Genomic DNA, 21,216 nt, shown 5'->3' with positions numbered 1-21,216 from the left:
AGCCGTTAGGGTTAAGGGTTGCAGCCCGCAACCCCCTCGGGAAATACTTGGAAATATCGGGGAAATAGCGGCCGCAGGGACGCTTGAGCTTACGCGAGTGATCGTGAGGAGACGACGATCAGCTGCTCCTGCACGCGCTTGCCATGCGACGCATTGAGCAATTGCCTGATACGGACGGCTGGAACGGGACGGCTGAACAGGTAGCCCTGCCCTTCGGACACGGTGCCGTCGGCGCTGATCAGCGCAAGCTGCTCGTTGGTCTCGATGCCCTCGACAACCACGGCCATGCCGAGGTCGGCGGACAGCCGTGCCACGCCGCGGAGCAGCGTCAGCGGGCGGTGGGCGTCGATCCCTTCCAGGAAGGAACGGTCGATCTTGACCTTCTCCATCGGGAAGTTGTGCAGATAGCTGAGGCTCGAATAGCCGGTGCCGAAATCGTCCAGCGAGATGCGCACGCCGAGCGCATGCAGCTGCGAGAGGATGTCGTGCGTGAGCTGCGTGTTGCGCAGCAGCGACGATTCGGTGATCTCGATCTCGAGCCGGTGCGCCGGCAGGCCCGACACTTCGAGCGCGTAGCGAATCTCGCTCAAGACGTCGCGCTGGTGGAATTGCTGCGGCGAGAAGTTGACAGCGACGCTGACGCCCTCCGGCCACTTGATGCATTCCATGCAGGCCCGGCGCAGGATCCAGCGACCGAGATCGACGATCAGGCCCATGTCCTCGGCAACCGGGATGATGTCGACCGGCGAAACCGTGCCGCGCACCGGATGATTCCAGCGCAGCAGCGCCTCGCAAGTGGAGATCTTGCCGGACTTCAGATTGACCAGCGGCTGGTAGAACAGCTCGAATTCTTCGTTGGCGAGCGCCTTGCGCAGGTCGAGCTCGAGAATGCGTCGCGCCTCGGCGGTTGCCGCCATCTCGTCGCGGAAGAAGCAGAAGGTGCCGCGACCGTCGGCCTTGGCGCGGTAGAGCGCCATGTCGGCGTTCTTGAGCAGGGTATCGGCGCTGGCGCCCTCAGCCGAGGTCAGCGCGATGCCGATGCTGGCGCCGATCTCGACCAGATGATTGTCGATGCGGTAGCGCTCGCTCAGGCGCTCGACGATACGGCGGGCAAGGCTCGCGGCATCCTCCGGCACGCTGATATTCTGCTGGAACACGACAAACTCGTCCCCGCCGAAGCGGGCGACGAAATCCTCCGGCCGCAGCATCTCGCGCAGGCGGTTGGCAACCGCACAGAGCAGCTGGTCGCCACAGGGATGGCCGAGCGTGTCGTTGACCTGTTTGAACTGGTCGAGGTCGATGAACAGCAGCGCCGAGAGACGCTCGGAATGACGCGCGGCGGCGAGCAGCCGCTCGATCTCGTCGCGGAAACTGACGCGGTTGGGCAACGCGGTGAGTTCGTCATACCGCGCCAGATGGCTGATCCTGGCCTCGGCATTGCGCCGTTCGGTGATATCCTCGAGCAGCACCACCGCTCCGCCGTCGGCCATCGGCTGGACCGTCCACGACAGCGAACGATTCCGCTCCGCGTCGGGGTCGGTCGTCACGGTTTCCCTGGCCTGCAAGGTCTCGATATCGGCAAGGATCAAATCACCGCTCGCCGCGTAGATCGATCCCGCCTGGACGCACGCGGCGACGACATCACGGGCGCTGGTGCCGCTTTGCGGCAGATTGTCGGGCAGGTTCATCATCGCGCCGAAGCGATGATTCATGACGGCGAGCTGGCCGTCGCTGCGGAACATGCAGAGCCCGTGCGGCATGTTGTTGAGGGCGGTGTCGAACTGGCCGGCCAGCGCGGCCTCGCGCTCGCGCGCCACGACCGCGCGCAGGAATATCCGATGGAGATTGGCCGAAAGCTGCAAGACCGCGAAAAGGAAAGCCGCCGAAACGACCGACATCGCCACATAGTAAGGCGTGCCGCGCAGAGCCAGGGCGGCAACCGGCGGCACGAAGATGAAGCTGGCCTGGAGACGGAATATCGACTGCCGTCCATAGGCCCTGCCCGCTCCGCCTGCCACGATACCGGTGGTGACGGAGAGCGCGATCATATGGGCAACGGCATCGTCATTGCTCAACAGGGTCGTGAAGCACCACAGTCCAATGACGATGGCCTGAATCAGGGCTCCGATCTGATAACGCTTCTGCCAGCGTGCCGCCTGGTCGGCCGTCATGGTCAACTTGGTGGCGTGATAGCGGTGCAGATCGTAAGCGCGAATGGCGCCCGCCAGGATGAGAAGCGGGACAAATGCCCAGATCAGGACCATGCCGGTCTTGAGCGCGGTCAAGGATGCCGAGAACGCCGAGAAGACAATGCCGGTCAGCACCGTGCCGGGAGCCTCGAACAACGAATCGATCAGCGCCGCCGAACGCTTCGTCGGTTTGTGATCAATGCCGCCGCTCTGGTCTGCGAATTGCATTTTGGTTTGTACGCGCGTCCTGTCTGGCGCGTAGTTTTACTCACAGCAGATGAAGTCTTTCTGAGGGAACATCGTTAAAGCCGAGTTGTTTTTCGGCAATAGCGAAACTGTTTCTGTTGAGAAATCAAGCAACTAGGCAAGCCTTGCCGGGCCCAAGGTGAAGGAAAGCTTGCCGCGCACGCAAAAAGCCGAAGCGTTCGCGCTTTTTTGAAGAGATCGCGCGTTGCGAAACGCGCGATCGAGCTATTGGCCCGCGGTCGCGGACAGCAGCGGCGACCATGCCGGATCGGAGGCGAAGCCCGGCGTCGGCACCTTTTGTTCAAAGCGACCGGAGATGTCGACGGAGAACAGCGACGGTCCGGCATTGCCGCCGGGATCGCGGAAGAACATCACCACGCGTCCGTTCGGCGAGAAGGTCGGGCCTTCGTTGTGGAAGCCTGATGTCAGCAGCCGCTCGCCACTGCCATCAGGCTTCATGACGCCGATCGAGAACTGCCCGCCGCCCTGCCGGGTGAAGGCGATGTAGTCGCCGCGCGGCGACCACACCGGCGTCGAATAGGTGGCGTTGTTGTCGTCCTTGGAGAAGGAGATGCGCTGCGCCTGACCGCCGCCCGCGGCCATCACATAGATCTGCGACCTGCCGCCGCGATCGGACTCGAAGCAGATCCGAGTGCCATCAGGCGAGTAGGACGGCGACGTGTCGATCGCCGGCGTGTCGGTGAGGCGCGTGGTCGAGCGCGAGCGCAGATCCATCACGAACAGGTTGGAATTGCCGCCCTGCTGCAGGCTCATGATGACGCGCTGGCCGTCCGGCGAGAAGCGCGGCGCAAAGGTCATGCCGGGGAAGTTGCCGACGATCTCGCGCTGGCCGGTCTCGATGTTGAACAGATAGACCTTCGGATCGCCCTGCCCGAACTCCATATAGGTGATCTCTTGCGAGTTCGGCGAGAAGCGCGGCGTCAGCACGAGGTCGGCGCCACGGGTGAGGTAGCGCACATTGGCGCCGTCCTGGTCCATCATGGCGAGCCGCTTGACGCGGCGCTCCTTCGGCCCGGTCTCGTCGACGAACACCACGCGGCTGTCGAAATAGCCCTTCTCGCCGGTCATCTGCTCGTAGATCTGGTCGGAGATGATGTGGGCGATGCGGCGCCAATATTCCGGCGAGGTGAAATATTGCTGGCCGGCGAGTTGCTGGCCGGTCACCACATCCCACAGGCGGAATTCGGCCTTGAGGCGGCCGTCCTGCTGCCGCGTCATGCGGCCGGTAACGAGGGCCTGCGCGTTGAGCGTCTTCCAGTTCTGGAATTGCGGGGCGACGTCGATGTTGCTGATGCGCTCGATGAAGGCGGCCTGGTCGATCGGGGCAAACAAGCCCGAGCGCTTCAGATTGTTGGTGATGACCTGGGTGACGCCATTGCTGACCTCGCCGTCGGCGGGTGAGCCCGGCACGAAATTGGTGATCGCGATCGGGATCGGACGAAACTCGGTGGGATCGATGCGGAGACGGCCTTGCTGCTGGGCGAAGGCCTGACCACCCCCGAGCAGCGCGAGCGTCGACCCGGTCAGAGTCATGAAGCGGCGGCGGTTCATCGATCGAACGTCAATCATCGCAAAATTCTTTTGTTCGGATGTCACAACATGTCTTTCAGGCCGAAAGTCATCGGAATGAGCTTCCAGCTGTCGTATTGCTGCTTTGGCAGGAACGAATAGACCTGACACTGCACGATGGCGCGCTTGGCGCTCTCTGCCACGGCCTGCGCGATCGATCGCGACGGCCCGCGCACCGCGACGATGACGGGCTCGGACGCCAGCGATCCGTCGACCTTCATGGGAATGTCGATGTCGGCTTCGTACAGGTTGGCGTCCTGCCCATTATAGGTGGGCGTGAAGCAGCGCTTGACCGCGCCCTGGAATGCGCCTTGCCATGTCGCGACGTTGTTTGCGGCTGTTCCTGATGTCGAGCCCAGTGACGCCGACGCATTCAGTGCCGAGCCGGCCAGCTCATGCCGGGTCGCGGCACGCTTGTCGAGGTCGCGGGCAATCTGCGCGGGATCGAAGGTGCGCTCCTTGGGCTTCGGCTGCTGCTGCGGCTGCACCGCGGCGACCTTCTGCTCCACCGGCTTCGGCGGCGGCTTCTTGGTGTCCAGCTTCTTCTGCAGCTCCGCGATCGGATCTTCCTTGGCCGGATCAGGCTTCTTTTCCTGCGGCTTCGGCTCTTCCTTCGGTTTCGTCTCTGCGACCGGCTTCGGCGGATCGGGCTTCTTCTCGACCGGCTTCTCGACGGGCTTCGGCGGCGGCTCCGGCTGTGAGTTGGTCTTGATCAGCTCTTTCTTCTCGGTGACCTTGCCGACGGAATCCTCCTCGGGCTTGGCCTCGGCGATCTTCTCGACCTTGGGCTTCGGCTCTTCCTTCTTGCCGGTCTTCTGCCCCGACATCATCTGCGCGAGCTGATCGGTCGAGATGATGTCGACCGGCAGCGACTCCTCGGGCGCGATGTAGGCTTTGCTGCTAAAAGTGAGCAGGCCCCATCCCAGCACGAGGACGTGGAGGACAATCGACGCAACGAGTGTCTTGTCGACGTTCACCTTCACTGCTTCAGGACCCCTGATCCGCTTCGGTGACGAGCGCCAGCTTCTTGAATCCGGCGCCCGACAGCAGGCCCATCACCTTGGCCACCGTGCCGTAATCCGCCTTCTTGTCGGCACGCAGATAGATGCGTTCCTCGAGGCCGCCGCGCGCATCCGTGATCGCCTTCAGCTTCGGCACCAGCTCGTTGATCGCGATCTCCTGGTCGTTGATGAACACCTTGCCCTTGATGTCGACCGACATCTGGATCGGCTTCTGGTCGCTCTGGTCCAGGCTCTTGGCCTGGGTCGACGGCAGATCGAGCGGCACGCCGACCGTGAGCAGCGGCGCCGACACCATGAAGATGATGAGCAGCACCAGCATCACGTCGACCATCGGCGTGACGTTGATCTCGGCCATGACCGGCTTGCGCCGGCTGCGGCGCCCGCCGCCTCCGGACGAACTGGCAACGTTCATGCCCATGGCTTGGTGCCCAATCTCGCCTTCATACTATACATGCCGTCCGTCAGCCCCGCTCGTCGATCTGGCGGGACAGGATGGCTGAAAATTCATCAGCGAAGCCCTCGAGCCGCTGGGCCTGCCGGTTCACCTCGGAAGTGAACTTATTGTAGAAAATAGTGGCGGGAATTGCGGCAATGAGCCCGACCGCGGTCGCAAACAGCGCCTCCGCGATACCGGGCGCCACCACCGCCAGAGAGGTATTTTTCGACGCCGCGATCGACTGGAAGCTCGACATGATGCCCCAGACCGTGCCGAACAGGCCGACAAAGGGGCCGGCGGAGCCCACGGTCGCAAGCACCAGCAGGCGGCGTTCCAGCCGCTCGACCTCACGGGCGATCGAGACGTTCATGACCTTGTCGATGCGCATCTGGAGCCCTGCGACCGAGCGGGCATGGCTCTCGAACGAGCGCTTCCATTCGCGCATCGCGGCAACGAAACAGGCCGCCATCGAATGGGTCGGCTTGGCCGAGAGCGTGCGATAGAGTTCCTCGATCGACTCGCCGGACCAGAAGGCCTGCTCAAACCGGTCCATCGAGCGGCGGGTGCGGGCGTAGAGGAAGATCTTGTCGATCGCGATGGCCCAGACCCAGACCGAGCAGGACAACAGGCCGAGCATGACGCATTTCACGATCCAGTGAGCCTGCCAGAACAGCGCAATCAGCGACACGTCGGCGGAGGCGGCAACCGGAAGGGCGGACTGAGCCATTTCGGCCGGATTCATCAGAAATATCCTCTCAAGGTGACCGTTTTGGCGATCGTTACCTGTGTCCCGGCCCGCCTATGGCGGCGGGTTCCCCAACAGCCGCATTAACACTGGCGCGGCCGGCAAGCCCGCTCAAAGCCTTGTCTTTCTGGGATGCAGGGCTCGTCCAAAGCCGCCGCCTGCATTCCCTGTCAAGATGTCAAAACTATGGGCCTCGACGACAGCTCCGGGCGCGATTGTCCGTCGTTACCAGAGCCCGGCGATGGTTAATGCGGGGTTACCGGGGGTGATTTTGGCTGCGGAAAAGGGTGGCAGCACAGGGGGATGAAGCGACCGCAGGGCTCTGTCGCCAGTCAGGCGACGCTGCTGCACTGAATTCGGGGGCCGGACAGTTCCATGGTGCCGGCCGCCCTGTTCGCGAGCGCAGACCCGACAGGGACGTCAATTTGCGGGACGCGGTCAGTTGAACCTGTAGGCGATACCGAAGGTCGCCATGTGACTCTGCAGACGCACGGAGTTGGTGGTGGACGAGGTTCCGGAGCAAAAGAGCGTCGCCGTTCCGAACGCGGGGTCACTGATGGTTGCGCTGCCGTTACAAGTGCGGCTCTGCGCGAAGCGAGCCGTCCCGAAATCCGCATAGCGGTACTCGCCGCGCAGGATCCAGTTCTCGGTCAGCTTCATCTCGCCACCGCCGCCAACCGTGAAGCCGGTGCGAACCGCGGATTGCTTGATCACGGCGGGTGAAAAAAGTCCCGCGGTGCAGCCGCCGAACTCCGCAGAAACGAAGCCTGGCGCCGTGAACAGTGGCTTCAGGGCCGTATCGCAGTTCGATGTCTGCTCCATGCTCATCCAGGCCGGGCCGCCGGTGAGATAAGCCAGGAAAGCGGGGTTGACGATGTAGCCGGCTCGCGCGCGAATGCTCGCATCCCATTTGGTGCGGATGCTGAAGCTGTCATTCATTCCGCCGCTTCCGCCGAAGAAACCGCCGATGCCGCCGGGAAGATTCCTGCCAAACACCGAAGCCTGGCGATCGGCCCAGCCAAAATCACCCTCGACGCCGAGCAGCCATTTCGGACTGACCTGCCAATTGTAGCCGAGATAGGGGCTGATGCGGGCCGAGCTCGTATCGAAACGATCGCCCATGAAACAATCGCCGCAACCGGCCAGCAGGTTGAATGGTGGCCCCGTAAACGTGGACGTATCGGTGCTCGAGCTGACCTGGTTGGCGCGAATGCCCGCGCCGACACCAAGATACGCCCCATTCCACGATGCGGCCTGCGGCGCCGCCGCATAGGCCGAGAGCGCCTTCACGCCCGGCGCATTGGGCTCGCCAAACTTGTAGGCCAGGCCGAACGTTGCGGTATGGGTTTTGATCGTCGTGTCGTAATTGACCGTCTGTACGCCCGTGGCGGCAGTCCGGACATCCGTGGTGGAGAAATGACCGTAATCGGCGAAGCGATACTCGGCCCGGACGATCCAGTTCGGCCATAGCATCGCTTCGATGCCGCCACCGACCGTGTAGCCGAGCTGGGTTTTGCTGTTCGTGATGCTGGCGGGAGCAAGCCCGAAGGCGAAGCCCGGCACGCAGCGGCCGTCGGCGCTCGGCAGCGTGCTGCAATTCGACGTCGTCTCGACATGGATCCAGGAGGGACCGGCCGTTCCGTACAGCAGCACGGCGGGATCGACGAGATAGCCAGCGCGGCCACGGATGCTTGCATCCCATGTCGTCTTGAGCGCAAACGAATTGGAGGTCGACGCGCCGCCGTTGAACGGCGTTGCCGGATAGGCGGCGCCGAAGATCGTCGTGGTTTGATCGGCATAGGCCGCATCGGCTTCGAGACCGAAAACCGTTTTGCCGATCTGCCAGTTGTAACCGAGATAAGGACTGATGCGGAACGCGGTGCCGTTGAAAGATCGCCCTGTCACGCAAGGCAGGCCGGCGAAACAATCACCAGCGACGAACATGTTCTGGAGCACCGCGGGTGCCGTCGTGTCGGTCGCCGAATTGACGTTGACGCTGGACTCGCTGGCACGGAATCCTACTCCGGCACCGACGTAGAAGCCGCCCCAGGCTTCGATTGCGGCTGGCGCCTTGAACACGGGTGCCTTGAGCGGCAAATCCGCGGCGGTGGCCGCAGAAGCCACCAGCAACCCAGCGGCCACAGACAAAAGGCACTTAAGTGTTGTCATCAGATTCCATTCCGGCGCGTCTCAATGAGGCGAATGCCGCATTGAAGCTGTACATGAAGGCGACCGGAACGACTTGGAGCAGACGGGACTGCCTCGTGGGACTTGACGCGACTCCGGCTGCTATTTCCCAGTGTGTTGCGCACGCGACACAGCCCGGTCTACTCGCCCGACAACCGCGCCTTGCGAAGTTCAGAGGGGGTCAGGCCGTAGCGCCGCCGGAAACAGCGATTGAAATAGGAGATGTCCGCGAAGCCAGAGGCCAGCGCGACACGGGCGATGCTCTCATGCGATCTGAGCGGATCGGCGAGGCCTGCATGCGCCTGTGCAAGCCGCAATTCGAGCACGTAGTCATGGAAGGAGGTGCCGGCTTCGCGAAACAGTTTCCGGATATAGTCCGCCGAGACTTGCTGGAGCGCTCCGACGCTTTCGGCCGACAGATCGCCATCCCCCAGCCGCGCTTTGATGGCCTGCCTGGCAGCCTCCAGGCGCGCCACCCGCGGGCCGTCGCCCTGTGCGGCGACCTCCTCTTCCGGGACCCCACAGATCAAGGCGACGAGGTCGCGCAGATGCTGTGCGGCCAACAGCTGCATCTCCGCACCGGCTGGTTCGCCCATGGCCATCGCGCCGAGCACATAGCCGCGCAGCAGCTTGAGCGCGGACGAGCGCGGATGGATCGGCCGCATCAATCGGTCTTCGATATCGGGCAGGAAGGGCGCAAGCACCTGCCGCGGAAGTTGAACAGTGAGATGGCGGCCGCGATCGAGCAGCGTGTGGCGGCCGACGTCGCAGGTCGACATCAGCACTGCGCCGCCTTGCGACACCTCCAGGTCCCGTCCGAGCTGGGCGGCTTCGGCGCGACCTCGCGTCACCACGGCGAGGACGACGTTATCGGACGCGGTCGCAAGCAAGGGCCGCGTGATGCGAAAATGCGCGGGCGTGCGCCAGCCAGACGATAATCCTACCGCCTGCAGACGTCGCAACTCCGTTCTGGCCTCGAAGGGCGCGCCCTCGATCGGATTTATGTCGACATTGAACAGCAGACGACCATAGACCTCGCGCCAGATCGCCAGGCGGTCGCGCTCGGGCAGCAGGGCCGTAGAGAGGGATAGATAGTCCGACTGAGACATTCAGGAGGGCGTTCACGAAAGTCAAAGCTCTTCGTCGCCTCTCGGCTACAAGCGGTTCAGCCCGTCAAGGTTGTGAGCCAATTTGTCGCACTTCGCTCTCGTCATTGTCGAAGCGGCAAGCGCGGCGCATTGGGACTCGTGGCTGATACCGCCTGAATGCGCGATTTGCCCGACCAACTCCGCCTGATAGGCTCCGCTCGCATCAACCAACAAGGGCCGGAGCAGCCGGCCTCGCCAGGGAGCAAGCCGTGCAACATGCGGGAACAAGCCTGCGGTGGATCACCGCCGCCATCCTATCGGTCAGCCTCGTCACATTCAGCCCCGCGCGCGCGGCATCGGTGGCGCCGGTGGCCGCGGAGAACGGCATGGTCGTCTCCGCGCAACATCTGGCGACGGAGGTGGGCGTCGAGGTGCTGAAGCGCGGCGGCAATGCCGTCGATGCCGCCGTGGCGGTCGGCTATGCGCTGGCCGTTGTCTATCCGGCAGCCGGCAATCTCGGCGGCGGCGGCTTCATGACGATCCAGCTCGCCGACGGCCGCAAGACCTTCCTCGATTTCCGCGAGACCGCGCCCAAAGGTGCGACGGCCAACATGTATCTCGACAAGGATGGCAACGTCATCAAGGGCATCTCGACCAAGGGGCACCTCGCCGTCGGCGTCCCCGGATCCGTCTCGGGCATGGAATATGCGCGCGAAAAATACGGCACCATGAAGCGTGCCGAATTGCTGGCTCCCGCGATCCAGCTCGCCGAACAGGGTTTTGCGCTGGAGCAGGGCGACATCGACCTGCTGCTCACCGCCACCAAGGACTTCCAGGACGATCCCGCCTCCGCCGCGATTTTCCTCAACAACGGTCAGCCGTTCCGGGTCGGCGAGAAGCTGGTGCAATCAGAGCTCGCCAAGACCCTGCGCGAGATCAGCAGCAAGGGCACTGACGGCTTCTACAAGGGCTGGGTCGGCAGCGCCATCGTGGCCTCGAGCCAGGCCGGCAAAGGCCTCATCACGCAAGATGACCTCGACGGCTACAAGACCCGCGAGCTCGCGCCCGTCGAATGCGACTATCGCGGCTATCACGTGGTGTCCGCGCCGCCGCCGAGCTCGGGCGGCGTCATCATCTGCGAAATCCTGAATATCCTGGAAGGCTATCCGCTGAAGGAGCTGGGCTATCACTCCGCAGCCGCCGTGCACGTGCAGATCGAAGCGATGCGGCACGCCTATGTGGACCGCAACAGCTATCTCGGCGATCCTGACTTCGTGAAGAATCCGCTCGACCGCCTGCTGGACAAGAAATACGCCGCCGATATCCGCGCCGTGATCGATCCGAACAAGGCGGCAATCTCCAAGGACATCAAGCCGGGCGTGGCGCCGCATGAGGGCAGCAACACCACGCATTACTCCATCGCCGACAAGGACGGCAACGCTGTATCCGTGACCTACACGCTGAACGACTGGTTCGGCGCCAAGGTGACAGCAGCCAAGACCGGCGTTCTGCTCAATGATGAAATGGACGACTTCACCGCCAAGGTCGGGGTGCCGAACCTTTATGGCCTGGTGCAGGGCGAGGCCAATTCCATTGCTCCCGGCAAGCGGCCGCTGTCCTCGATGAGCCCGACCATCGTCACCAAGGACGGCAAGACCGTCATGGTGGTGGGCACGCCGGGCGGCAGCCGCATCATCACCGCGGTCTTGCAGACCATGATCAACGCGATCGACTACGGCATGAACGCGCAAGAGGCCGTCGACATGCCGCGCATCCACCAGCAATGGCTGCCTGATCTGACCAATGTCGAGACCTACGCCCTGTCTCCGGACACGCGCAAGATTCTGGAGGGCATGGGCCACAAGTTCGGGCCGCCGCAACCGGCCAACCATCTCGCTGTCATCATCGTCGGCGCGCCGTCGCTGGACGGCAAGCAGGTCGGCAACAACCGCTACTACGGCGCCAACGATCCGCGCCGCAATTCGGGGCTGGCGGCGGGGTATTGAGGGAAAGCCGCCGGGAGAGTCTCTGGGCAGTTGGTCAGTCGCGCCGGATTGCCGACCGCGGTGCAGCCGCCTGGCACATCCGATGTCACGACTGCGCCGGCGCCGATCTTGGCGAAATCGCCGATGCTGATGTCGCCGAGGATGCTCGCGCCGGCGCCGATATAGACAGCGCTGCCGATCCGCGGCGAGCGCGCCGGCAGCTCGCTGTCGCGGCCGATGCTGACGTTCTGGAGAATGGTGACCTCGTTGCCGATCACGACATTGGCGCCGACGACAATGCCGGTGGCATGGTCGAGGTACACCCCCGATCCGAATGTCGCGGACGGGTGGATGCTGACCTGCAGGACGTTCGAGGCCTCGTTCTGGAACAGCAGCGCTGCATCGCGATGGTCATGACGCCAGAGCCAGTTCGAGACGCGCCAGGCCTGCAATGCGACGTAGCCCTTGTAATGCAGCAGCGGCGGCAACAACGAGGTGATGGCTGGATCGCGCAGCGCGATAGAGCGCAAGTCGAAAACGGCCGCTGCGATCAGGTCCGGCTCGTCGCGAAAGGCATTGCGCGAAAGGGCGGTGAAGCGCGCGCGCTCGGCGTTGCTGCGGCCAAGCCGATGCCCGATCAGATCGGCCAGCGCGGCCGCAAAATCATCATGGACGAGTATGGCACCGGCAACGGTCTTGGCGAACTCGGGATCGGCATCGGCTGCGCGCTGCGCCTCGCCGCGGATCTCACGCCAGAGGCTCTCGGTCGTCATGATCGCAGCCTGTACCATCGTCGCCTCCGCGCCTTGCCCGCGACCACGAATATAGACCGTCCCTCGCTCCCCCGCTTGCGGGAAGAGGTGAAAACCAAACCGCCCGCCTGCGCGGTTGCGCAAGCGGGCGGCTCGGGGCCATCAGGACTTTGGGGGCGTGCGCCTGAAGGCTTTGAGAGGTTTGATCAACCCTGCGGCTGGTCGGTCGGCGGCGGGGTCGGGCGCGTCTTGTGCTGGGCCATGAACTGGTCGAACTCTTCCTTGTCCTTGGCGTGGCGCAGACGGTCGAGGAAGTTCTTGAACTCGACCTGCTCTTCCTCGAGACGGCGCAACGTTTCAGTGCGGTACTCGTCGAAGGCACGGTTGCCGGAGGACGGCGGGCCGAAGCCAAAGCCGCCGAAGCCGCGGCGCTCCATGCGGTCGCGCATGCGGTCCATCTTGTACTGCATCCGCTCCATCTTGTTTTGCCAGCGATCAGAGTTGCTCCAGCACGACATTCTTCTGCTCCCGAGTGTGAAAAAAAGAAGGGCGAGTCCGATCGGCCACCAGATGATGAAGCCGAGAATGGTCACGGCAATCCAACCAGGATGCCAAGGCGTATCGAGCATGTGGGGCCGCTCATACGATCGGTATTGGTCCGAGGGGCCGCGCCAGCGATTGACATCAGCGGTGTAGGCCATTTCCCTTCTCCATCACGGCATCGGCGCCGTTGTGAATGTAAATAACATTTACATAGCTAGACCATCCCGCGATTTTGTCAAGCTGACCGCCTGACACGCCCGCGTGATTATTGGCGCAACTTTATTTCGGCTTGCCCCAGGGACCGCCAGGCGGCACGCCCGAACCGGAGGATGCCTCCGGTGGCACCGGCGGCGGCTCGGCGCTCTTCGCCTGCGGCCTGCGGTCGGTCGGGAAACCGAGGCCACGCAAGTAAATCAGCACCTCGGCCTCGAGCAGCTCGTCCGGCGACATCGGCAGTTTTCGGCGCGCGGCGTCACCGCGGGAAAACAGCGAGGCGACGCCATGCGCCATCGACCAGATGTGCAGCGCCATCATCATCGCCGGCGGGCGCGGCGTGCCTGGCGGGGCCAGCGCGGCGAGACGCTCCGCGGCGGCGCGAATGACGTTAAAAGCACGCTCGCTTGCGGCCTGCAGCGCTGCATTGGCATCGACAGGAAGGCCGGATTCGAACATCGCATTGTAGAAGGCCGGCTCCTCGCGGGCGAAGGCGAGATAGGCCCGGCCGACGCGCTCGAACGCGGTGACGGTGTCGGGGCGCCCGTCGTCCCAGGCCTCGGTCAGCCGCTGCTCGAACTGCTCGAAACCGCGCTGGGCAATCGAGGACAGCAGCTCGTCGCGGTCGCGAAAATGCCGGTACGGTGCCGCAGCGCTGACGCCGGCCATGCGCGCGGCATCGGCAAAGGTGAAGCCGGCCGCCCCCTTTTCCGCGATCAGCCCGAGGGCGGCCTGCAGAAGTGCTTCCTTCAGATTGCCGTGGTGATAGCCGCGCTCGGCGCGGCGCTGCTCCTTGCGCCAGCTCATGTGAACGATCTTTACATGAGCTGCGCATGAAGGTCACTAGGCCCTCCCCGTCATTCCGGGGCGGCTCGAAGAGCCGAACCCGGAATCTCGCTCGAAAACCTCCGGATTTCCGGGTTCGCCCTTCGGACCGCCCCGGAATGACGACAGAGCCTAGCCGCCCGGAATCGGCAGCACCGGCATGATCTCGACGCGCTCGCCGGGGAAGATCGCGAAATGCGGGTGGTTCTCGAACATTCTTGCGGCGGCCTCGTGCGAGGCGGCGCGGACGACCGTGAAGGCACCCATCTCGTTGGCGATGTCGGCAATGCCGCTGCCGTCGACCTTCTTGGTCCTGCCAAGCGGACCACCCATCGCCTGGATCGCGCTTTGGTGCTTCTCGACCCAGCCCTTCCAGGCCGCCATGCCCTCCATCTCCTTTGCCTTGCGCTCGGCGTCGGACATTGCATTCCACGCCGCCATTTTCGGACTGCTCTTGCTGCCGAGGAAGACTGCGAGATAGGTCTCGTTGCTCATTTGCTGTTTCTCCCTTCAACGTTAATGATGCGCCTGGCCGCGTTGTGCGGCCGTAACATGCGGCAAGTCTTCGAATCCAGAGACCGCGTCTCGCACCTCGTCAGAGAAATCCGACAACTCCTGCACCTGCCGGATCTCGATGATCTCGTTGCCGGAGGCCGGACATTTTTTGGCCCATGCGATCGCCTCGTCGCGCGAGGCCACATCGATCATCCAGTAACCGCCCAGGACTTCCTTGGCTTCGGCAAACGGCCCATCGGTCACGATTGGTTCACCGGAGCCGAAGGACACGCGCGCGCCGGCAGACGGTGGGTGCAGGCCGTCGAGCGTGATCAGCACGCCGGCGTTCTTCAGCTCCTCATTGTAGCGCATCATCGCCGCGACGCGCTCGGGATCAGGCTGGGCACCCGGTTCCGCAGTGCAGTAGCCAATCGGAATCATCAACATCATGAAACGCATGGAAGGTCCTTGGCTTTCGGTGGCATCACGGCATGCGCCGTGAGGCCGGCTGGAGACATTCACTCGATGCGAGCCGATTTCGCCCGCACTCACCTGCAAGACGAACGAGCATTGCCGGAACCGACACGTGAACGCGAATAATTTGAAGCGCCGGACGAAAGCACAGTAAGAAGACCCACGCGCCCCATGTTCGAGACAGGACAGATCAGCCCATGCCGTCAGCCTCGCAAAACGTCGCCCTCGTCACCGGAGCCGCGCGCGGCATTGGGCTCGCGACCGCGAAAAAATTCCTGGCCGAAGGGTGGCGGGTGGCGCTGCTTGATATCGAGGGCGAGTTGCTCGCCAAGGCCGTCGCCGAGATCGGCAGAAGCGGCGATACGCTGGCACTCACCTGCGATGTCTCGGACCCGACCGCGGTCGGCGCGGCAATGACGGTGCTCGAGCGGCGCTTCGGCCGGCTCGATGCCCTGGTCAACAATGCCGGCATTGCGGTGTTCGCGCCGCTGATGGAGACGTCGGAGGCCGACTGGCGCCGCGTGCTCGAGGTCAATCTCACCGGGCCGTTTCTCTGCACCAGGGCGGCGGTGCCGTTGATGCGCGAGGCCGACGGCGGCGCCATCGTCAATATCACCTCGATTTCGGCCGTGCGTGCCTCGACCTTGCGCTCGGCCTACGGCACCAGCAAGGCGGGGCTCGCGCACCTGACAAAACAGCTCGCGGTCGAGCTCGCCTCGCTCAACATCCGCGTCAACGCGGTCGCGCCCGGGCCGGTCGACACGGCAATGGCAAAGCAGGTGCACACCAAGGAGATCCGCGCGGACTATCACGACGCCATCCCGCTCAACCGCTATGGGCTCGAGGAGGAGCTGGCGGAGGCGATCTACTTTCTGTGCTCGGAGCGCGCGAGCTACATCACCGGCCAAATTTTGGCCGTCGATGGCGGCTTTGATGCCGCGGGTATCGGCCTGCCGACGTTGCGGGGACAACGACGGAACGGGTAGGCACGGATTGTAGGGTGGGCAAAGGCGCTCTTGCGCCGTGCCCACCATCTCTTTCGGATTTGCCGTGGCAATGGTGGGCACGCTACGCTTTGCCCACCCTACGAAATCGAGTTGGTGGAGAGCTCATGCGACGCGTCACCTTCTGCAGTGCCCTGCTGCTCGCATCAGCACTGTTCGCATCCGCACCCGCCAAGGCGGAGATCCGTATCATCCAGAGCCCCGGCGGGCAGGTCGGGCCGTTCCTCGATCTGTTCGAGAAGGTGCGCGCGAGCGGCGAGCGTGTCGTGATCGACGGTCCGTGCCTGTCCGCCTGCACGCTGGTGCTCAGCATCGTACCGGGCGAGCGCATTTGCGTGACCAGGCGCGCCGTGCTCGGTTTCCACGCTGCGCGTTCGGTCGACCGACACGGACGCTTCTATGCCGAACCGGAAGCATCCGAAGCCGTGCTCGAAGCCTATCCCGGCCCGGTGCGTGACTGGATCGCCCGCCGCGGCGGCCTCACCTCTCGTTTGCTCTTGCTGAGGGGACGCGACCTCGCCGCCATCTATCCTCGCTGCCGGTGAAGATCAGCGACGATACGGCGCGGGTCGTCGCTGCCGCGAGATCGTCGTCGCACCGATCATTGTCGTTCGCAACAGCGCGCGAACTGGCTGATGTGCTGCCTAGAAGAATCTCTCGATCGTCTGCGCCAGCTCCAGGCTCGCGCAAATGAGCATTCCCCACAATGCAAAGTTGATTTGTAGCGCCGCCGCCATCGGTTGCACCCCTTCCGAGTTACGCCCACCCCAGATTTTAAATTTTATGAAGGAATTATTAACGGATTCTCGTGCGACGTGCACAGCCTAATATTGCGCCAGTTGTTGTGCATTGCGATCCGCTTCAGTTCACGAAGCGGCCTCACTGCTCTCGCAATGTTGTGCGAATCAAGATTTCAGATTCAGCCTCGCCGGCGGTGTGTTTCTTTGGGTTCCATTTGATTGGCGCGAAGCAGAATGCCCTGCGCAGCTTTTGCCTGTGGCGTGGAGCACCGAAAGTCCGGCATGATGCGACACATCTTGTCTTGCTTAGTTTTTGCGCAGTGCTCGCGGGATGCGCGGCCGCGCCGGCGGCGGAGCGGCGATCAATCGCATGGGACGGACTCGGTCGCGATCCAAATCGCCCTGATGTCACGAAGCGGCGCGTTGCCGGTCGCACAGCGCCAGAGACCGATCCTAATCTTGAGCGGCAAAGAGTGCTGGCGACGTTGCGTCCTTATTCCGACGCATGGTGGGCCGTTCAAGACGAGATCGAAGCCGAGAACGACAGGCAACTCGGCTCGAAGCTCGTGATCTGCCGCAGCTGCGTGGCACACCCGCCAAGGGAAGAGGCGACTGGATCAATCCGCTGAGGTGCGCCCTCCTCGCTCGCGGCAGAGCAGGGAGGAAGGCGCAGCGCGGTGTATCAGCGGAGCAACACGATCACATTCCCTCGGCGGGGCAATTCACCATCCAGGGGATGCCGAACTTGTCGACGCACATGCCGAAGCCCTTGGCCCAGAAGGTCTTGCTGAAGGGCATCGTGACGGTGCCGCCGTCGGCGAGCGCGTTGAACTTGCGCTCGGCGTCCGCAACGTCCGTGATCGTCAGCGAGATCGAAAAGCCCTGGGGTTTTTGAACATGCTCCGGCGGTGCGTCGGAGGCCATCAGCACGCTGCCGCCGGGCAGCGACATCCGTGCATGCATGATCGTCTTCTCGCGGCCGGGCGCGGCGGGCATGTCCGGCGGCGCCTCGGAGGAACGCATCATCATCTCGATCTTGCCGCCGAGAACCTTGGCGTAGAAATTGAACGCCGCTTCGCAGGTGTCCTGATAGAACAGATAGGGATTGAGCATCGTTCTCTCCTATTTCCTTGGTCTTTCCTCGTTCTTTCCTTGGACCAGTGAGACTTATTACTTCTCGGCGAGCTTCTTCAGGCTGGCGAGGCCGACTTCAAAGTCCTTGCCGATCATCGTGTCCATGTTGATGAAGACCTGCATCAGCTTGGACATGAAGGGCGCCGGGCCGTACATCGCCCATGTAACCAGCGTAGCATCGCCTTGCGGCACAAAAGTGAATTCGGCGGTATTGTGCCCCTCGAAGGGACGCGCGAAGTCGAGCTTGATGCGGAGCTTCGACGGCGTGCTTGCCTCAAGAATTTCCATATGGCCGGCACCGACATTGTTGTTGCCGTCCCAGGCATAGGTTGCGCCCCTCCCTGACGCGGTTCCACCGTAGATGCGCTTCATCGCGGGGTCCCGGTTTTCATATGGTGACCAGCTGGTCCAGAAGCGGAAATCGGCGACCAGCGGATAGATCGCATCGGCCGGCGCCTTCAGCGCGAGCGAACGCTCGACACGAAACGTGTCGGGCTTGGTAAGGGCGAAGACGAGGACGCCCGCGATCCCGATCGCGAGGACAACAGCGATAATGGCAACAGCTTTCAGCATGATTGGCTCCCTTGATACGGGATTAAGACGAAGGGAAGCCGCGCTGGCCGACAGTGTGGGAATGGATTTTTTGGCGCAGTCCTCACCCCACGTCATGGCCGGGCCTTGTCCCGGCCATCCACGTCTTAGCCAAGAGGAACGAAGAACGTGGGTGCCCGGGACAAGCCCGGGCATGACGACGTGGAAGCAGGCGGGGCTACTTCGCCTTCGCACCCTGCCTGGCACCGCCGCCCTTCGGCTGGCTATCCCGGATCAGGCGATCGATGTGCATGCGGATGTGGGCAGCTTCAGCGGAGGTGTTGGCGAGGGCGATGGCGCGGTCGAAGGCGATTCGCGCTTCGTCGTTGCGGTTGAGCTGCATCAGGAAGGCACCGCGCACGCCGTAGAAATGGAAGTAATTGGCAAGCTTCGGCGCCAGCGGCTCGATCAGGTCGAGCGCGGCCTGGGGCCCGCGCACCTTGGCGACGGCAACCGCGCGATTGAGCGTCACCACCGGCGAAGGCTGCACCACTTCGAGCGCACCGTAGAGCAGGTCGATCTGGGGCCAGTCGGTCTCATCGGGCGTCGCCGCGCGCGCGTGCAGCGCGGCGATCGCAGCCTGGATCTGGTAGGGCCCGCTGCGGCGGTGGCGCATGGACTTGTCGATCAAAGCGAGGCCTTCCGCGATCATGGTGCCGTTCCACAAGGCGCGGTTCTGGTCCTCCAGCAGGATCAGCGATCCATCTTCGGCAAAGCGCGCGGCGCTGCGGGCGTGCTGCAACAGGATCAGCGCCGTCAGCCCCATGATCTCCGGCTCGCTCGGGAACAGGCGCAACAACAGTCGCGCCAGACGGATCGCCTCCTCGCACAGCGGCTTGCGGATCTCCGCGGTATCGCCGCTCGCCGAATAGCCCTCATTGAAGATCAGATAGATCATCGCCGCGACGCCGGCGAGCCGCTCCGAGCGTTCCACAGCACCGGGCGTCTCGAACGGCGTCCCGGCTTCCGCCACCCTGGCCTTGGCGCGGGTGATGCGCTGCTCCATCGCGGCTTCCGAAACCAGGAAGGCGCGCGCGATCTGCTTCACGGTAAGACCGGAGACGATACGTAGCGCCAGTGCGATCTGCTGCGTCGCCGGCAATTGCGGATGGCAGCAGATGAACATCAGCCGCAAGATGTCGTCGCGATAGTGCGAGCCGTCGAGACGCTCGGCAATCGCGCCTTCGGCGTCGTCGAGATCGGAGATCGCCTGGTCGTCCTCCGGCAACGGCTGCTGCTTGCGGGTGCGGCGAACCTCGTCGATGGCGACGTTGCGGCCGACCATGATCAGCCAGGCCGCCGGATCCCGCGGCGGCCCGTTCTCCCGCCAGTTCTTGAGCGCGCGCAAGCAGGCGTTCTGAAAGGCTTCTTCAGCCGTATCGAGATCGCGGAAATAGCGCAGCAGAGCGCCGACCGCCTGAGGTCGCGCCGAGGTCAGCGCCGTCTCGATCCAGCCAGTGTCGGCCTCGCTCACGCCGAAATTCCTCCCGGCCTGAACACGCCGACGGGGCGCACCTCATAGGCGCCGCCGGGATTGGCAGCGCCCAGGTCGCGCGCGACGTCGAGCGCATCGTCGAGGTTCTTGCAATCGACGATGTAGAAGCCCAGCAGCTGCTCCTTGGTCTCGGCATAGGGGCCGTCGAGCACCAGCGGTGGATCTTCCTTGCGCAAGGTCGCCGCCGCGGTGGTCGGCAGCAACCGCGCCACCGGGCCGAGCCGGCCTTGGCTGGTGAGCTTGTCCTGCACCACGGCGAGCTTTTTCATCACGGCCTCGTCCTGGTCCTTGCTCCAGGAGCCGACGAAGTCTTCGTCATGATAGCAAAGGATCGCATAAAGCATGGGCAGTACCTTACCTGAGCGCTTGTTTTGAAGACGATCCAATATGCCTCGCCCCGACAGGGCTGCGGAAAAAATTTGCGAGAAAAATCCGCCGGATCGTGCCAAGGAGGGCCACCAAAAGCGGAACCTTATGAGGCACTTCGAATGACCATGGGCACACTGGCCGTCCTGATCAACAGCACGCAGCAGAATTGGCTGCCCGAGCGCTGGAAGGCCCGGTTCGATGCGGTCTGCGACGGCCGCCGCGTGGTGCTGCTACCGGATGCCTCCCTCGATCCCGCCGAGGTGCACTATGCCGCGGTCTGGAAACCCGTGCCGGGCGACCTCGGCGCCTTCCCCAATCTGCGGGCGATCTTCAATCTCGGCGCCGGCGTCGACGCGCTGATGGCCGACAAGAGCCTGCCCGACGTGCCGCTGGTGCGCGTCGCCGTGCCTGACCTCACCAACCGCATGACCGAATATGTCGTGCTGCACGTGCTGATGCATCACCGCCAGGAGCTCTATTTGCGCGACTCGCAGCGCGCCAGGCGCTGGGAGCCGAAATATCAATGGCCGGCGAGCGCGATCACGGTCGGTGTGATGGGGCTCGGCACGCTCGGTGCCGATGCGGCCGACGTGCTGCGCCGGCTCGGCTTCCGCGTCGCCGGCTGGAGCCGCAGCCCGCGCACCATCGCGGGCGTCGAGTGCTTCCACGGCACCGCCGGGATGGATGCGTTCCTGCGCAAGACCGACATTTTGGTGTCGCTGCTGCCGCTGACGCCTGACACAAACGGCATTCTCAACCGCGAGGTCTTCACCAAGCTCAACCGCACGAGCCCGCTCGGCGCGCCGGTGCTGATCAATGCCGGCCGCGGCGGCCTGCAGAACGAAGCGGACATTCTCGCCTGTCTCGATGACGGCACGCTGGGCGCCGTCTCGCTCGACGTTTTCGTGCAGGAACCGCAGCCCGCGGACAGCCGGTTCTGGACCCACCCCAAGGTGGTGCTGACCCCGCACAACGCCGCCGACACCGATGCGGACGCGATCTCGGCCTATGTCGCCGAGCAGATCGCAAGATTCGAGGCGGGCGGCGCGCTGGAGAACGTGGTGGATCGGGTGCGTGGATATTGATGCCGCAC

The 21,216-nt window shown here is 63.7% G+C and carries 20 protein-coding genes; 4 read left to right on the top strand and 16 right to left on the bottom strand.

Annotation, left to right across the window (positions count from 1 at the left end; translation table 11 throughout):
• Positions 1–89 precede the first annotated feature (89 nt).
• The 7 genes from XH80_RS43260 to XH80_RS43230 all read right to left on the bottom strand — a co-directional run bounded on the left by XH80_RS43260 (position 90) and on the right by XH80_RS43230 (position 9,524).
• Positions 90–2,417 carry a putative bifunctional diguanylate cyclase/phosphodiesterase gene (locus tag XH80_RS43260; protein WP_271603884.1) on the bottom strand — a complete coding sequence of 776 codons (2,328 nt, stop codon included), beginning with the start codon at positions 2,415–2,417 and terminating at the stop codon, positions 90–92.
• A gap of 243 nt (positions 2,418–2,660) precedes the next feature.
• On the bottom strand, positions 2,661–4,007 hold the full coding sequence (tolB, locus tag XH80_RS43255; protein WP_057759857.1) for a Tol-Pal system beta propeller repeat protein TolB: 1,347 nt from the start codon (positions 4,005–4,007) through the stop codon (positions 2,661–2,663).
• A gap of 41 nt (positions 4,008–4,048) precedes the next feature.
• Complete coding sequence (locus tag XH80_RS43250) at positions 4,049–5,008, bottom strand: protein TolA (RefSeq protein ID WP_271603883.1); 960 nt, start codon at positions 5,006–5,008, stop codon at positions 4,049–4,051.
• A gap of 4 nt (positions 5,009–5,012) precedes the next feature.
• Positions 5,013–5,465 carry a protein TolR gene (tolR, locus tag XH80_RS43245; protein ID WP_271603882.1) on the bottom strand — a complete coding sequence of 151 codons (453 nt, stop codon included), beginning with the start codon at positions 5,463–5,465 and terminating at the stop codon, positions 5,013–5,015.
• Between the two features lie 43 nt (positions 5,466–5,508).
• Positions 5,509–6,225, bottom strand: a complete 717-nt coding sequence (gene tolQ, locus XH80_RS43240; protein ID WP_057759169.1) for a protein TolQ — start codon at positions 6,223–6,225, stop codon at positions 5,509–5,511.
• A gap of 441 nt (positions 6,226–6,666) precedes the next feature.
• Positions 6,667–8,397: an outer membrane protein gene (locus tag XH80_RS43235; protein ID WP_271603881.1), complete on the bottom strand. Its 1,731-nt coding sequence runs from the start codon at positions 8,395–8,397 to the stop codon at positions 6,667–6,669.
• 158 nt (positions 8,398–8,555) lie between these two features.
• A complete protein-coding gene (locus XH80_RS43230; protein WP_271603880.1) occupies positions 8,556–9,524 on the bottom strand; it encodes an AraC family transcriptional regulator in 969 nt (322 codons plus the stop codon).
• Positions 9,525–9,772: 248 nt separating this feature from the next.
• On the opposite strand from XH80_RS43230, the gene ggt reads away from it, so the two are divergent.
• Complete coding sequence (gene ggt / locus XH80_RS43225) at positions 9,773–11,509, top strand: gamma-glutamyltransferase (RefSeq protein WP_271603879.1); 1,737 nt, start codon at positions 9,773–9,775, stop codon at positions 11,507–11,509.
• Here the strand turns inward: ggt and XH80_RS43220 are convergent.
• The 5 genes from XH80_RS43220 to XH80_RS43200 all read right to left on the bottom strand — a co-directional run bounded on the left by XH80_RS43220 (position 11,458) and on the right by XH80_RS43200 (position 14,775).
• Entirely contained in the window at positions 11,458–12,279 is an 822-nt protein-coding gene (locus tag XH80_RS43220) for a serine O-acetyltransferase (protein ID WP_271603878.1), read from the bottom strand. The two genes, ggt and XH80_RS43220, sit on opposite strands and share 52 nt — an antisense overlap.
• A gap of 167 nt (positions 12,280–12,446) precedes the next feature.
• A complete protein-coding gene (locus XH80_RS43215) occupies positions 12,447–12,941 on the bottom strand; it encodes a DUF2852 domain-containing protein (RefSeq protein ID WP_271603877.1) in 495 nt (164 codons plus the stop codon).
• A 121-nt stretch (positions 12,942–13,062) separates the two neighbouring features.
• Complete coding sequence (locus tag XH80_RS43210; protein WP_271603876.1) at positions 13,063–13,803, bottom strand: TetR/AcrR family transcriptional regulator; 741 nt, start codon at positions 13,801–13,803, stop codon at positions 13,063–13,065.
• Positions 13,804–13,953: 150 nt separating this feature from the next.
• Complete coding sequence (locus XH80_RS43205) at positions 13,954–14,316, bottom strand: hypothetical protein (RefSeq protein ID WP_271603875.1); 363 nt, start codon at positions 14,314–14,316, stop codon at positions 13,954–13,956.
• Positions 14,317–14,337: 21 nt separating this feature from the next.
• Entirely contained in the window at positions 14,338–14,775 is a 438-nt protein-coding gene (locus XH80_RS43200; RefSeq protein ID WP_271603969.1) for a YciI family protein, read from the bottom strand.
• Between the two features lie 212 nt (positions 14,776–14,987).
• Between XH80_RS43200 and XH80_RS43195 the strand changes: the two genes are divergently transcribed.
• On the top strand, positions 14,988–15,776 hold the full coding sequence (locus tag XH80_RS43195; protein ID WP_271603874.1) for an SDR family NAD(P)-dependent oxidoreductase: 789 nt from the start codon (positions 14,988–14,990) through the stop codon (positions 15,774–15,776).
• A 125-nt stretch (positions 15,777–15,901) separates the two neighbouring features.
• On the top strand, positions 15,902–16,339 hold the full coding sequence (locus XH80_RS43190) for a hypothetical protein (protein WP_271603873.1): 438 nt from the start codon (positions 15,902–15,904) through the stop codon (positions 16,337–16,339).
• A gap of 894 nt (positions 16,340–17,233) precedes the next feature.
• Here the strand turns inward: XH80_RS43190 and XH80_RS43180 are convergent.
• The 4 genes from XH80_RS43180 to XH80_RS43165 all read right to left on the bottom strand — a co-directional run bounded on the left by XH80_RS43180 (position 17,234) and on the right by XH80_RS43165 (position 20,098).
• Complete coding sequence (locus tag XH80_RS43180; protein ID WP_057759192.1) at positions 17,234–17,647, bottom strand: VOC family protein; 414 nt, start codon at positions 17,645–17,647, stop codon at positions 17,234–17,236.
• A 57-nt stretch (positions 17,648–17,704) separates the two neighbouring features.
• Complete coding sequence (locus tag XH80_RS43175; RefSeq protein ID WP_271603872.1) at positions 17,705–18,241, bottom strand: SRPBCC family protein; 537 nt, start codon at positions 18,239–18,241, stop codon at positions 17,705–17,707.
• A gap of 196 nt (positions 18,242–18,437) precedes the next feature.
• Entirely contained in the window at positions 18,438–19,733 is a 1,296-nt protein-coding gene (locus XH80_RS43170) for an RNA polymerase sigma factor (protein ID WP_271603871.1), read from the bottom strand.
• Complete coding sequence (locus XH80_RS43165; protein ID WP_057759198.1) at positions 19,730–20,098, bottom strand: YciI family protein; 369 nt, start codon at positions 20,096–20,098, stop codon at positions 19,730–19,732. Before XH80_RS43165 ends, XH80_RS43170 begins: the two co-directional genes overlap by 4 nt.
• Positions 20,099–20,242: 144 nt before the next feature.
• Here XH80_RS43165 and XH80_RS43160 point away from each other — a divergent pair, with 144 nt between their 5' ends.
• On the top strand, positions 20,243–21,208 hold the full coding sequence (locus XH80_RS43160; RefSeq protein ID WP_271603870.1) for a 2-hydroxyacid dehydrogenase: 966 nt from the start codon (positions 20,243–20,245) through the stop codon (positions 21,206–21,208).
• Positions 21,209–21,216 lie beyond the last annotated feature (8 nt).

It is taken from the genome of Bradyrhizobium sp. CCBAU 45384 (assembly GCF_028128665.1).
Taxonomy (GTDB): domain Bacteria; phylum Pseudomonadota; class Alphaproteobacteria; order Rhizobiales; family Xanthobacteraceae; genus Bradyrhizobium; species Bradyrhizobium manausense.
Note: the sequence above shows the minus strand (reverse complement) of the source record. Positions and strands in the feature narration are given on the sequence as shown.